The 13,397-nt window shown below is 59.8% G+C and carries 10 protein-coding genes; 6 read left to right on the top strand and 4 right to left on the bottom strand.

Features of this window, described 5'->3' with window-relative positions; all coding sequences use genetic code 11:
- Positions 1-22 precede the first annotated feature (22 nt).
- The gene (locus tag MKFW12EY_RS01795) at positions 23-625 is read right to left on the bottom strand and encodes a nitroreductase family protein (protein ID WP_221053909.1); all 603 of its coding nucleotides are present in this window, start codon (positions 623-625) and stop codon (positions 23-25) included.
- A gap of 109 nt (positions 626-734) precedes the next feature.
- On the opposite strand from MKFW12EY_RS01795, the gene MKFW12EY_RS01790 reads away from it, so the two are divergent.
- From MKFW12EY_RS01790 to MKFW12EY_RS01765, 6 genes are all read left to right on the top strand, one after another.
- The gene (locus tag MKFW12EY_RS01790) at positions 735-944 is read left to right on the top strand and encodes a hypothetical protein (protein ID WP_054762846.1); all 210 of its coding nucleotides are present in this window, start codon (positions 735-737) and stop codon (positions 942-944) included.
- A 228-nt stretch (positions 945-1,172) separates the two neighbouring features.
- Entirely contained in the window at positions 1,173-4,004 is a 2,832-nt protein-coding gene (ileS, locus tag MKFW12EY_RS01785; protein ID WP_221053908.1) for an isoleucine--tRNA ligase, read from the top strand.
- The gene (gene lspA / locus MKFW12EY_RS01780) at positions 3,997-4,476 is read left to right on the top strand and encodes a signal peptidase II (protein ID WP_054762843.1); all 480 of its coding nucleotides are present in this window, start codon (positions 3,997-3,999) and stop codon (positions 4,474-4,476) included. Before ileS ends, lspA begins: the two co-directional genes overlap by 8 nt.
- Before the next feature lie 165 nt (positions 4,477-4,641).
- A complete protein-coding gene (locus tag MKFW12EY_RS01775) occupies positions 4,642-5,115 on the top strand; it encodes a CYTH domain-containing protein (RefSeq protein WP_054762841.1) in 474 nt (157 codons plus the stop codon).
- Positions 5,116-5,232: 117 nt separating this feature from the next.
- On the top strand, positions 5,233-5,865 hold the full coding sequence (locus MKFW12EY_RS01770) for a tetratricopeptide repeat protein (RefSeq protein WP_245006410.1): 633 nt from the start codon (positions 5,233-5,235) through the stop codon (positions 5,863-5,865).
- Positions 5,866-5,930: 65 nt separating this feature from the next.
- A complete protein-coding gene (locus MKFW12EY_RS01765) occupies positions 5,931-10,559 on the top strand; it encodes an EAL domain-containing protein (RefSeq protein WP_221053907.1) in 4,629 nt (1,542 codons plus the stop codon).
- Here MKFW12EY_RS01765 and MKFW12EY_RS01760 read toward each other — a convergent pair.
- Genes MKFW12EY_RS01760 through MKFW12EY_RS01750 form a run of 3 tightly spaced genes read right to left on the bottom strand, consistent with a single transcriptional unit; the run spans position 10,548 to position 13,397 of the window.
- The gene (locus MKFW12EY_RS01760) at positions 10,548-12,032 is read right to left on the bottom strand and encodes a cobyric acid synthase (protein ID WP_054762831.1); all 1,485 of its coding nucleotides are present in this window, start codon (positions 12,030-12,032) and stop codon (positions 10,548-10,550) included. The two genes, MKFW12EY_RS01765 and MKFW12EY_RS01760, sit on opposite strands and share 12 nt — an antisense overlap.
- Positions 12,022-12,678, bottom strand: a complete 657-nt coding sequence (gene bluB, locus MKFW12EY_RS01755; protein ID WP_064020251.1) for a 5,6-dimethylbenzimidazole synthase — start codon at positions 12,676-12,678, stop codon at positions 12,022-12,024. Before bluB ends, MKFW12EY_RS01760 begins: the two co-directional genes overlap by 11 nt.
- Positions 12,675-13,397 carry an adenosylcobinamide-GDP ribazoletransferase gene (locus MKFW12EY_RS01750; protein ID WP_221053906.1) on the bottom strand — a complete coding sequence of 241 codons (723 nt, stop codon included), beginning with the start codon at positions 13,395-13,397 and terminating at the stop codon, positions 12,675-12,677. Before MKFW12EY_RS01750 ends, bluB begins: the two co-directional genes overlap by 4 nt.

The raw sequence follows: 13,397 nt of genomic DNA, 5'->3' as shown, positions 1-13,397 counted from the left end.
GATTGGATATTAAGAATACGGATTAATCGAAGGCTTTGCCCCAGTGTCCGCAATAGAAGCGCTGCTCCAAAGCCGCCCGGCTGCGTTCGCCGCGCTCGCCGGCCTGAAAATCCTCGGGCAATACCGAGGCATCCGCCGGATAGCCGACCGCGATCATCGCCATCGGCGTACAGTCTTCCGGCAGGCCGAAACTTTGCCGGGCCAGATCGGCATCGAAACCGCCCATTTGGTGGGCCGCCAATCCCAAGGCGGTGGCCTGGATACAGATGCTCAGGGCGGCGGCGCCGGTATCGTAAGGCGCCCAACGGTTCGGCTTGCCGTTGTGGTTGAAGTTATTCATCGCTACCGCCAGCAACAACACCGGCGCATTGTGCGCCCATAACCGGTTTTTTTCGGCAACGGCGGACAGCGCGATTTGCCAGGCTTCGCCGTCGCTGAATTTGTCGCAAACGATAAAGCGCCAGGGCTGGTCGTTAAAACACGACGGCGCCCAACGCGCCGCTTCCATTAACGCGGTCAAGTCGCGCCGGCTGACCGGTCGGTCGGCGGCAAATGCGCGCGGGCTCCAGCGTTCGGCGATCAGGCCGCTAATTTCTACCGAGGTTTGGGCTGGTTTTCTATGCATAAGGATCACCCGAAATCAGGAATGAAAAAAAGGTTTGCGCGGCCCGGTTTTGCCGCTAACATGGTAGCGAATCAAAACTATAACAATAAATTCAACCGGGAGCGGTATCATGCCAAAAAAAAGCCTGTGGTGGTTATTTAGCATTTGCGCAACGGCTGCGGCGGCCGGTCCGGCGCATTCCTGGGCGGCAAATCTGCTGGTGTTCGACACGGTCTCCGGGGCAAACGCCTCCGAATACGACCACCCGCTGGCGGCAATCGGCGTCAGCATCCTGATTGGCGCGGTGTACGGGCTGTACTGGCTGCGCAACCGGGCCTGAGTTTCGCCGCCTGCGCCCGCCGCCGAAAATGCCGACGGCGGCCCTGCAAGGCTATTCCCTCAACATTACAGCTCTCTGCTTCGCGCAGCCGGCGCTTTATAGCGCTTGCCGGTTGGTGCTAGAATCGCGCGTTTACCGTTATCGAACCGTTCGGCAAATCGGCGCAAGCGTTGGGCTTCGGCGGCCGTTGCCGGCGACAGCGCGCCGGAATGCAACGCAGAAATCACCATGACCATCGATTATAAACAAACCCTGAACCTGCCCAAGACCGAATTTGCAATGAAGGCTAACCTGGCCCAGCGCGAGCCGGAGATGCTGAAACAGTGGAACGAAAACCAGCTGTATCAAAAGATTCGCGAAGCTTGCGCCGGCCGGCCCAAATTCATTTTGCACGACGGCCCTCCCTACGCCAACGGCGCCATCCACATCGGCCACGCGGTCAATAAAGTCCTGAAGGACATCATCGTCAAATCCAAAACCCTGGCCGGTTTCGACGCGCCCTATGTACCGGGTTGGGATTGCCATGGCCTGCCGATCGAATTGATGGTGGAAAAGTCGGTCGGCAAGGCCGGCGTTAAAGTGTCGCCGGCCGAATTCCGCAAGGAATGCCGCGCCTATGCCAAGAAGCAGGTCGGCATCCAGAAAGAAGAATTCATCCGCCTCGGCGTGCTGGGCGATTGGGACAATCCCTATCTGACCATGGATTTCGCGTTCGAGGCCGACATTGTCCGCGCCTTGGGCCGTATCGCCGCCAAAGGCCATTTGAGCAAGGGTTTCAAGCCGGTGCACTGGTGTACCGATTGCGGCTCGGCGCTCGCCGAGGCGGAAGTCGAATACGAGGACAAGCATTCGCCGGCCATAGACGTGCGCTTCGCCGTGGTCGACGAGCATGCCTTCATGGCCAAGTGCCACCATGCCGGCGACCGCGAAGGCCAAGGCCCGCTGTCGGTGGTGATCTGGACCACTACGCCGTGGACCTTGCCCGCCAATCAGGCGGTGGCGTTGAATCCGGAACTGGAATACGCCGTCGTGCAATGCGAAATCGACGGCCAAACCGAACGCCTGCTGTTGGCCGAAGCGCTGTTGAAGGACGCGGTATTGCGTTACGGCATCGGCGAGCACCACATCGTCGGCTATTGCAAGGGCAACGCGCTGGAAGGTTTGTTGCTGCAACATCCGTTCTACGACCGCCAAGTGCCGATCATCCTCGGCGACCACGTCACTACCGACGCGGGTACCGGCGCCGTGCATACCGCGCCCGGCCACGGCCAGGAAGACTACGTGGTCGGCATGAAATACGATTTGCCGGTCGACAATCCGGTCGGCAGCAACGGCGTATTTTTGCCCGGCACCGAATTGTTCGCCGGCCAGCACGTATTCAGCGCCAACGACAAGGTGTTGGACGTGCTGCGCGAGCGCGGCAAGTTACTGCACCACCACGCCTTGCTGCATAGCTATCCGCATTGCTGGCGCCACAAAACGCCGATCATCTTCCGCGCGACGCCGCAATGGTTTATTTCGATGAACCAAAACGGCTTGCGCGACACGGCATTGAACGAAGTCAAACGTGTCGATTGGATTCCCGACTGGGGGCAAGCCCGGATCGAAGCGATGATTTCCAATCGCCCGGATTGGTGCATTTCCCGTCAGCGCACCTGGGGCGTGCCGATCGCCTTCTTCGTGCATAAAGAGACCGGCGAATTGCATCCGCGCAGCGCCGAATTGATCGAACAGGTCGCGCAACGCATTGAGCAACAAGGCATCGACGCCTGGTTCGAACTGGATGCGGCGGAACTGCTCGGCGCCGAGGCCGAACACTACGAAAAAGTCGCCGATACTCTGGACGTGTGGTTCGACTCCGGCGTGACCCATGCCGCCGTGTTGGAACGCCGAGAACAACTGAAATTTCCGGCCGATCTGTATCTGGAAGGCTCGGACCAGCACCGCGGTTGGTTCCAGTCGTCGTTGATGGCTTCCGTCGCCATGAACGATGTCGCGCCATATAAAGAAGTGTTGACCCACGGCTTCACGGTCGACGCCGAGGGCAAGAAAATGTCCAAATCCAAGGGCAACGTGGTACTGCCGCAAACGGTGATGAAATCGCTGGGCGCCGACGTGTTGCGCCTATGGGTGGCAAGCACCGACTACCGCTACGAAATGTCGGTCTCCGACGAGATTCTGAAACGGACCTCGGACGCCTACCGCCGCTTGCGCAATACCGCGCGCTTTTTGCTGGCAAACCTGGACGGCTTCGACCCGGCTCAGCATTTGGTCGGCAAAAACGATCTGCTGGCGCTGGACCGCTGGGTGGTCGACAAGGCCTGGCAGTTGCAAAAAGAAATCAAGATTGCCTATGACGAATACCAATTCCAGGTCATTTACCAAAAAGTGCTGAACTTCTGCAGCATCGACTTGGGCGGCTTTTATCTGGACATCGTCAAGGACAGGCAATACACCGCCAAGGAAGACTGCCTGGCGCGTCGCTCCGGCCAGACCGCGATGTACCACGTCATTGAGGCGATGGTGCGCTGGCTGGCGCCGATCACCAGCTACACCGCCGACGAAATCTGGTCTGTCATTCCCGGCCAACGCGGCGAGTCGGTATTTTTGGAAACCTGGTACCAAGGCCTGTTCCCGCTGGAGGCCGACGCCGCGATCAACCGCGACACTTGGGACAAAGTCATGGCGGTGCGCGCGGCGGTGTCCAAGGAACTGGAAAGTTTGCGCAAGGACGGCGCGATCGGCGCGTCGTTGAATGCCGAAGTCGAGCTGTATTGCGACGAGGTCTACGCCACCGAATTGAACAAATTGGGCAAGGAACTGCACTTCGTCTTCATTACTTCGAACGCCGGCGTTTCCGACATGCAATTCTGCCCGGACGATGCGGTCACGACCGACATCGACGGCTTGAAGGTCAAGGTCAGCGTCTCGGAACAACAAAAATGCGTGCGTTGCTGGCACCAGCGTTACGACATCGGCGAACATCCGGAGCATCCGGAACTGTGCGGCCGTTGCGTGGAGAACGTAGCCGGTGCCGGCGAGACTCGCTTGTATGCTTAAGTGGTTGTGGGTCTCCGCGCTGGTGTTGGTATTGGACCAGGCCAGCAAATTGGCGATCGACGCGACGATGCAACTCTACGAGTCGATTCCGCTGCTGCCGTATTTCAACCTGACTTACGCCCGTAATACCGGCGCGGCGTTCAGCTTCCTGGCTCAGGCGGGCGGTTGGCAGCGCTGGCTGTTCGCCGGTTTGGCGGTGGTGATGAGCGGCATCATCGGCGTCTGGCTGTATCGGCTGAAATCGCACGAAACGCTGATGGCCTGGGCCTTGTCGCTGGTGCTGGGCGGCGCGGTCGGCAACCTGATCGACCGGGTGGCCTACGGTTACGTGATCGATTTTCTCGATGTCTACTATCAAGACTGGCATTGGCCGGCGTTCAACATCGCCGACTCGGCGATTTGTATCGGCGTGGGCCTGATGTTGCTGGAAAGCTTCGGCGTCGGCCGCAGCAATACCGAATCGCCGGAATAATCGGCAACCGCCTCAATCCGCAAAGCGCTGCCGGGCAAACCGGCGGCGCTGCCCTTTCCAAGTTTCCCCTCCTCACGCTGGCAGCTAAGCCCGGCTCGGTTCCGAAGTCCTGAAAAGTCCGCTCTTAGCCATTATCATGGCGCTTTTGCCGCGAGGAAACACAATATGGCGCTCGAAGTGGAACACAAATTTTTGTTGGCTAACGACGCTTGGCGTAACGAAGTCGAGGATTCGGTTATATACAAACAGGGCTATCTGAGCGGCAGCCCGCTCAGTTCGATCCGGGTGCGAATTTCCGCCAGCCAGGCCTGGTTGAACATTAAAAGCGCGACGATAGGTACCCATCGCCTGGAATTCGAGTACGAGATTCCGCTGGCGGATGCCGAACAATTGCTCGCCGAGCTTTGTCATAAACCGCTGATCGAGAAAGTCCGCCATTTCGTGCGGCGCGACCCGCATACTTGGGAGATAGACGAATTCCTCGGCGACAACCAAGGCTTGATCGTGGCCGAGATCGAGCTGTCGCAAATTGGCGAATCTTTTGCAAAACCGGCCTGGCTTGGACAAGAAGTGACCGACGATTTGCGCTATTACAACAATAATTTGGCGAAAAACCCATTCAAGGATTGGGATAAATAACAATAATTTACAGGACGTATTGAAAAGCGGACTGCAATGCTCTATATTTTCTGTATGAGCAGAGCCTCTGTTGTTGTTTTTTTGATACTTTTCGCGACACCGAGTTTCGCTTCGGACTTGGCCGCGGCTATCGATAGCCTGGAAAGCGAGTGGGCCAAGGTTTATTACCAAAGCGACGAGAGTCTGCAGCGGAAGGCCTATCCGGGTTTGATCGACAAGGCCGCCGAGTTGGGCAGGCGTTTCCCGCGCGCTGCGGAACCGAAAATCTGGCAGGCAACCATTATTGCCACCAATGCCGCGTTTCAGCCCTCGTTGGCGGCGCTGTCCAGCTTGAAGACGGCCAAAAGGCTATTAGAAGAAGCGATTGCCTTAAAGCCGGAAGCGCTGGACGGAGCCGCCTACGTCACACTGGGAACGCTGTATTACATGGCGCCGGGCTGGCCAATTTCTTTCGGCGACAACCAGTTGGCCGAGCAAATGTTGCAAGCCAGCCTGAAAATCAACCCGGACGGCATCGACGCCAATTATTTCTACGCCGACTATTTGTTGCAGCAAGACCGTAGCGCCGAAGCCGAAGAATATTTGCGTAAAGCGGCACAAGCGCCGTTGCGCAAAAACCAGTATTTTGCCGACAGCCAATTGCAAAACGAGGCCAAACTGGCCCTGGCCAGCACCCAGCAACGCAAATCGAATACCGGCAAGAATAAGTTTCAAGCAATCTTTACTGCCGCGACCTACAACGCCGACTAAATCCGGCTGGGGCATTTGATTTTTGGATGTAGAATAACCCTACTTTCGTTCCGGCGTGCTGCCCCATGAAAACAAGCTTTATTCGGCTGGCAACGGTTTGCGCCGTGTCGTTCAGTGCCGTCGCCTTCGCGGCCGGGCCAACGCCGGAACCGGTAGCGTTGCAATTGAAATGGTTCCATCAATTTCAATTCGCCGGGTACTACGCCGCGCTCGAACAAGGTTACTACGCCGCCGAAGGTTTGCAGGTCGAGATCCGCGAACGCGACCCCAAGCAAGATTTCGTTGACCAGGTCGTTTCCGGCCAAGCCGAATACGGGGTCGGCGACTCCGGCCTGATTGCGCATTATGCCGCCGGCAAGCCTGTCGTGGCGTTGGCCGCCATCTTCCAACACGACGCGCTGGCGTTGTTCAGCAAGCAATCCTCCGGCATTCTCAGCCCCTACGAGATGGCGGGCAAGCGCATCATGTTCGATCTGGCCGGCGACAATAACGCCCAAGTCCGCGCCCTGTTAGCCGAAGCCAATCTCGACGAAAGCCGTTTTCAAAAAGTGGCGCAAAGCTTCTCCAACGACGACTTGATCCGCAATAAAGTCGACGTGATGGCCGGTTACGTGACCGACCAACCCTTCCTGTTGCGGCAGAAAGGCGTCAAATTCAACCTGATTTCGCCGCAAAGTTACGGCATCGATTTCTACGGCGACATCCTGTTTACCACCATCGCCGAGCAGGACCACCATCCGGGACGCAGCGAGGCGTTTCGCCGCGCCAGCCTGAAAGGCTGGCAATATGCGCTGGAACATCCCGATGAAGTCATCGAACTGATCCGCAGCAAATACCGCAGCACGCTCAGCCGGGAACAATTGCGCTTCGAAGCGGAAGAAACCCGCAAGCGGATTCAAGCCGATACGATTCCGCTCGGCCAAATCGAGGTGGGCCGGCTGCGGCGAGTCGCCGAAATTTACGCTAATCTGAAATTGATCCGGCCGTTGAAAGCCAGAGAATTAGACGGTTTCATCCAGAGCGGCGGCCGCTTGAACGGTATCGCCATCACCGAAGCGGAACGGCAATGGTTGCAGGCCCATCCGACGATTCGGCTCGGCGTGGACCCCAACTTCATGCCCTACGAAAAACTGGATGCCGAAGGCCGTTACATCGGTGCGATTCCCGAATTTCTGAAGCTGCTGGAAGCGCGCCTGGGCATCAAGTTCGTGCCGGTGCCAAACAAATCCTGGCAGGAAGTGCTGGATATGGCCAAGCGCGGCGAGCTGGACATGATCGGCGCCGCGGTAAAAACGCCGGACCGCGAACAATACTTGAATTTCACCGAGCCCTACGTCTCGATGCCGGCGGTCATTATCGGCAATAAATCCAGTACCTACATCAGCTCACTGCAGATGTTGTCCGGACGCCGGGTGGCTGTGGAACAAGGCTATTTCGTCCAGGAATTGCTGAGCCGCGACTACCCCGAATTGCAGTTGACCGTCACCGCATCGGTGCAGGATTGTTTGCGGCTGCTGGCCGAAGGCAAAGTCGACGCTTACATCGGCGACGCAGCGTCCGCCAGTTATGCGATCAAGCAGTTGGATTTGGCCAATCTACGCATCGTCGGCCAAACCGGTTATATCAGCGAAAGCCGGCTGGCAGTAGCCAAGGCGCATCCCGAATTGCTGAGTTTGCTTGAAAAAGCGTTGGCGGCGATCGACCCGGCCCAGCGCGAGACAATCACCAACCGGTGGCTGAGCATGCAAGCCGATGCCGGCCTCGACGTCAAAGCGCTGGCCAGGCCGGCGCTGGCCTTGCTGCTGGTCTTGCTGTTCTGCGTCTACTGGGTGTACCGCTTACGCCGCGAGATTCGGGCCCGCAAGTCCAGCGAAGCCGATCTGGCGCGCTTGTACACCAATATGTCGTTGGGTTTTGCGCTGCATCAGGTGATTCGCGACCCCGGCGGCAAGATCGTCGACTATCGTTATCTGGATATCAATCCGGCCTTCGAAAAAATGACCGGGCTGGGCCGCGAAAACTGGATCGGTAAGACCGTCAAGCAGGTGTTGCCGCATACCGAAGCGGCCTGGATCGGCAGCTTCGACGACCTCGACACCAGCGGCGAACCGAAACGCTTCGAAAACCATGTGGCCCAAATCGACCGCTGGTATGCGATCGACAGCTACAAGGCCGGCCACGACCGTTTCGTCGTGCTGATGCAGGACATTACCGAACGCAAGCGGACCGAGCTGGCGCTGAAGCAAAGCGAAGAGCGGTTCCGCATCAGCCAAATCTACGGCGGCATCGGCACCTGGGAGTCGGATTTGCAAACCAACCGCCAGTTCTGGTCCGAAATCGTCACCGCAGAACTGGGCTTTCCGGCCAAAGACATCCATACCTGGGCCGATTTTCTGGCCGTGGTTTACCCGGAAGACCGGCCGTTACTGTTGGAAGCGACGCGGCGCCATATCGAAACCGGCGCCAAATACGAGGTCGAATACCGGATTCAAACTACCGGCGGCGAGCGGCGCTGGATGCGCTCGGTCGGCCAGGCCGAACGCGACGCCTCCGGCAAGCCGGTGCGGATGCGCGGCATCGTCCACGATATCAGCGAGCGCAAAAAAGCCGAGGAAAAGCTGCGGCTGTCGGCGCGGGTATTTTCCGACGCCCACGAGGGAATCATGATTACCGGCGTCGACGCGCTGATCATCGACGTCAATACCGCCTTCAGCGAAATCACCGGCTATAGCCGCGACGAAGCGGTCGGCCAAAATCCGCGGTTTCTGAAATCCGGCCGCCAGTCCAACGAATTTTATACGCAGATGTGGCAAACCCTGGGCCAGAGCGGGCACTGGCGCGGCGAAATCTGGAACCGGCGCAAGAACGGCGAACTGTACGCCGAGTTGCTGACCATCTCGGCGCTACGCGACGAATCCGGCGCCGTCATCAATTACATCGGCTTGTTTTCCGACATCACCGAGACCAAAAAGCAGCAGCAGGAACTCGAGGTGCTGGCGCATTTCGATCCGTTGACCCAATTGCCGAACCGGGCGCTGTTTGCCGACCGCTTCGCCCAGGCCATCGCCCACAGCAAGCGCGCCGAGTCGCTGCTGGCATTGTGTTATCTGGATTTGGACGGTTTCAAGCAGGTCAACGACCATTTCGGCCACGAAACCGGCGACCAGTTGTTGGTCGAGGTGGCCAAACGCATCAAAATGAATCTGCGCGAGGGCGACACGGTGTGCCGCCTGGGCGGCGACGAATTCGCCTTGCTGTTCGAGAATATACAGTCTATCCAGCAATGCGAAGACACGCTGAGCCGGATCCACCAGGCCTTGGCCGAGCCGTTCGAATTAGCGGAACGCCACGTCCGCATCGCCGCCAGCAGCGGCGTGACGATTTACCCGCTGGATCGGGAAGACCCGGACATTCTGCTGCGCCACGCCGACCAGGCCATGTACCAGGCCAAACTCGACGGCCGCAACCGCTTCAAACTTTACGAACATCTGGCGCAGCCGAGCAACGTCTCCAGCCAGCGTCCGAGCCGGCTGGAACAGGCTCTGGCCGAAGTGGGCCAGGCGTTGGCGCAAAACCAGCTTCGCCTGTATTACCAGCCCAAGGTCAATTTAAAATCGGGCGAGATCGTCGGCATGGAAGCGCTGATCCGCTGGCGCCACCCGGAGCGCGGCCTGTTGCCGCCGGCCGAATTCCTGCCGATCATCGAAAACACGCCGCTGGAAATCGACGTCAGCAACTGGGTGTTGCGCCAGGCCTTTCTGCAATTGCAAAGTTGGCGCGAACAGGGGCTGAACCAGCAAATCAGCGTCAACATCTCGCCGCGGCATTTGCAATGGCCGGATTTCATCAAGACGCTGGAGACGCTGCTGGCCGAATTCCCGCAGATATCGTCGCGGCAACTGGAACTGGAAGTTCTGGAAAGCAGCGTGTTGGAGGATTTGATTTCGGTCGGCGAGGTGTTGAAGCAGTGCTACCACGAACTGGGCGTGCCGTGCGCGCTGGACGATTTCGGCACCGGCTATTCGTCGCTGGCCCATCTGCGCCATCTGACCATCAACACCGTCAAAATCGACCAGAGCTTCGTCCGCGATATGATCGACGATCCGGACGACATGGCCATCGTCGAGAGCGTGATCGCCCTCGCCAAAGCCTTTAAACGCGAGGCGGTGGCCGAAGGCGTCGAAGATTTGGAGCACGGCGTGTTTCTGATCGATTTGGGCTGCTGCATCGCCCAAGGTTACGGCATTGCCCGGCCGATGCCGGCCGACGCGGTGTTGGGCTGGGTCGCCAACTACCGCCATCCGCCGGCCTGGAACCGTAGCGCCAAAACCGAGCGCAACGCCTGGCACGGCCAGCTGGAATTGCTGAAATTGCAACAGCAATATTGGCTGCGCCGGCTGGAGCAGTGCCTGCATGGCGACAACATCGAAACCCAACCGCGCTGGCCGGTTGCGACGGCGAAAAAGTCGCATCTGGGCCGCTGGCTGGAGCGGCAGAAAAGCGAACGCAGCGTCGACCGGCAAATCTTGGAGCGCCTGGAAAGCGCGCAGGAACAACAACACCGGCTGGCGCAACTGATGTGGCGCAGCCGGCAAGAGGGCCGCGCCGCGGAAGCCGGCGAGCAGTTTAAAAAGCTACTGGAAGTGAATCTGGAGATCGTCCAGTTACTGGAGCACTGCGAGTTATTGTTCTGAGCGGAACCGGCGAACGCCGGCTTCCAGCTTGGCGAAGTCGCAGTGCTCGGCCAAACAGTCAGCCAGACGCTCGATGCCGGCCTCGCGCAGCGCATTGAAATCGACGGCGGATTCGGCGCGGTAACCGGCCCAGACCAGCAGGGCGTCGCAGGCTTCCGGCAAGTCGAACAAGCCGTGCAGATAGCTGCCGGCGACCTGGCCGTCGGCGGCAACCGCGCCGTCCGGGCCGTCGGCTAATTCGAACAGGGGCTGCGACAAAGCCGGACCGGAGCTCAGCCCCAGATGGATTTCATAGCCGGCCACCGGCGTGCTCTGCCGGTAAAACCTCCCGGCCGTGCGTTTCAGGCATTTCTCCGCTTGCAGTTCGGTCGCCATATCCAACAGTCCCAAGCCCTCGGCTTGGCCGGGGGCGCCTTCCAGGCCGAGCGGGTCGGCGATCACCTGACCCAGCATCTGGAACCCGCCGCAAATGCCCAGCAACTTGCCGCCGTATCGCAGATGGCGGCGAATGAAGCTGTCCCAGCCGCGCTCGCGCAGTTGCGCCAGATCGCTGCGCACCGCTTTGCTGCCTGGCAGCACGATCAGGTCGGCGCCGGCGACCTGTTCCGGCCGCTTGGCAAAACTGACCTGAACGCCGGGATGCAATTGCAACGGATCGAAATCGGTATGGTTGCTGAAACTGGGCAGATGCGGCACGACGATATGAAATGCAGCGTTATTTGCACTGCAGGCATGACTGGTGGACAGCGCATCCTCAGCTTCCAGATACAGATCGTGCAGATACGGCAGCACGGCCAGCACCGGCTTGCCGGTTTTGGCTTCCAGCCAATCCAGCCCGGATTGCAGCAAAGCGATATCGCCGCGGAAGCGGTTGATGACGAAGCCCACCACCCGCCGCCGTTCGCTGGCGGACAGCAATTCCAACGTACCGACCAGATGGGCGAACACACCGCCGCGGTCGATGTCGGCGATCAGAATCACCGGACAATCCACCGCTTCGGCAAAGCCCATGTTGGCGATGTCGCCGGCGCGCAAATTGATTTCGGCCGGGCTGCCGGCACCTTCGACCACGACCATCGAGTATTGCGCGGTCAGGCGCCGCCACGACTCCAGCACCGCTTGTTTCGCCACTTTTTTATAGTCGTGGTACTGGGCCGCCGACTGGTTTTGCAAGACCTTGCCGTGGATGACGACTTGGGCTGTGGTATCGGAATTGGGCTTCAACAACACCGGATTCATGTCGCTGTGCGGCTCCAGGCCGCAGGCGGCAGCCTGCGCCGCCTGGGCCCGGCCGATTTCGCCGCCGTCTACCGTCACGGCGCTGTTCAAGGCCATGTTTTGCGGCTTGAACGGCGCCACGCTGATGCCCTGGCGCCGGTAGTAACGGCACAGAGCGGTCACCAAAGTGCTTTTGCCGGCGTCGGACGTGGCGCCCTGCACCATCAAGGCCGGGAACGGCGCGCTAGGTTTCATCGGGCCAGGTGTTTTCGTAGACGAACGCCGACAGCGGCTGCGGTGCGGCCCAATTTTCCAATTCCAGCATCGGTTTCGGGTAAAACTCGGCGACGTGGCCCAGGCACAGAATCGCAATCGGCCGGCTGCCGGCCGGCATGTTCAATAATGTTGCCAGCGCGTCGGGCTCGAACAGCGATACCCAGCCCAGGCCCAGGCCTTCGGCGCGGGCCGCCAGCCACAGGTTCTGGATCGCGCAGGCGGCCGAGGCCAAATCCATTTCCGGCAGCGTGCGCCGGCCGAAAATATGGCGTTCGCGCCGGTCCGGCAACGCAACCACCAATAATTCGCCGCAGTCGAGGATGCCTTCCACTTTCAGTTTCATGAATTCGTCGTGACGTTCCGCTAACGCTTCGGCGGTAGCGCGGCGTTCGGCTTCGACCAGATCATGGATCTGCCGGCGCAGTTCGCGGTCGCTGATGCGTAAAAACCGCCATGGTTGCATCAGGCCGACGCTGCCGGCCTGATGCGCGGCCTGTAACAAGCGCGCCAAGATTTGCGGATCGACCGGAAGGTTCAGGAAATGGCGCATGTCGCGGCGTTCGGCAATCGCGCGGTAAACGCCGTTCAGTTCCGGCTCGGCAAAGCGGTAAGGCGACGGCTTCATTGGAATGCGGCGGCGGTGATGACTGCGGTTTCCACCAATTCCACCGCGGCGCCGTAAACGTCGCCGGTGCAGCCGCCCACGCGAGCGATGGCGCTGCGGCGCAGCCAAACCAGCACTAGGCCGGCGGCCAATAACGGCGGCCAACCCAATACTGCCCAGCCCAATACCGCGCTCGCCGCGATAGGCCAGCGCGCCGCGTCCGCCGGAAACTGCTCCAGCAGTTTGGCGGCCAGACCGTGCGGGTTGACGTAAGCAGTGCTACACATCAATAGCAAGATCGCCGCCCGGCCCAATACCGGCGCCAACAGCAACGGCGCATAGCGTTGTTCGGCCAGCATCGCCTCGATCGCCGCGAACTTCAGCAGCAACAGCAATAGCAAGACGCAAACCGCAATCGGGCCGGAGCTGGGGTCTTTCATGATCCGCAAGCTGCGCTCGCGGTCGCCGTAACCGCCGACCCAGGCGTCGGCGCAATCGGCCAATCCGTCCAGATGTAAGCCGCCGGTCACTAACACCCAAGCGGCCAGCACCAGCGCGGCGCCGACCAGGTGCGGGCCGCCGGCCAGCGCCGCCGCCAGCAGCGCCAGTAGTAAGCCGACCAGCAGGCCGACCGCCGGATAATACAGCGCGGATTGGCCCAACCGGCGCGGCGCGGCCGGCCCGGTATCCGGGACCGGAATGCGGGTCAAAAACTGTAACGCCAGCCAAAATGCCTGCAC

The sequence above is a fragment of the Methylomonas koyamae genome, assembly GCF_019669905.1.
GTDB classification, from domain to species: domain Bacteria; phylum Pseudomonadota; class Gammaproteobacteria; order Methylococcales; family Methylomonadaceae; genus Methylomonas; species Methylomonas koyamae.
This window is presented reverse-complemented; position numbering and strand designations above follow the sequence as displayed.

Bases quoted from the DNA above. Each gene is read 5' to 3' on its own strand.
- MKFW12EY_RS01795 (WP_221053909.1), bottom strand. From the start codon at position 625: ATGCATAGAAAACCAGCCCAAACCTCGGTAGAAATTAGCGGCCTGATC.
- MKFW12EY_RS01790 (WP_054762846.1), top strand. From the start codon at position 735: ATGCCAAAAAAAAGCCTGTGGTGGTTATTTAGCATTTGCGCAACGGCT.
- ileS (WP_221053908.1), top strand. From the start codon at position 1,173: ATGACCATCGATTATAAACAAACCCTGAACCTGCCCAAGACCGAATTT.
- lspA (WP_054762843.1), top strand. From the start codon at position 3,997: ATGCTTAAGTGGTTGTGGGTCTCCGCGCTGGTGTTGGTATTGGACCAG.
- MKFW12EY_RS01775 (WP_054762841.1), top strand. From the start codon at position 4,642: ATGGCGCTCGAAGTGGAACACAAATTTTTGTTGGCTAACGACGCTTGG.
- MKFW12EY_RS01765 (WP_221053907.1), top strand. From the start codon at position 5,931: ATGAAAACAAGCTTTATTCGGCTGGCAACGGTTTGCGCCGTGTCGTTC.
- MKFW12EY_RS01760 (WP_054762831.1), bottom strand. From the start codon at position 12,032: ATGAAACCTAGCGCGCCGTTCCCGGCCTTGATGGTGCAGGGCGCCACG.
- bluB (WP_064020251.1), bottom strand. From the start codon at position 12,678: ATGAAGCCGTCGCCTTACCGCTTTGCCGAGCCGGAACTGAACGGCGTT.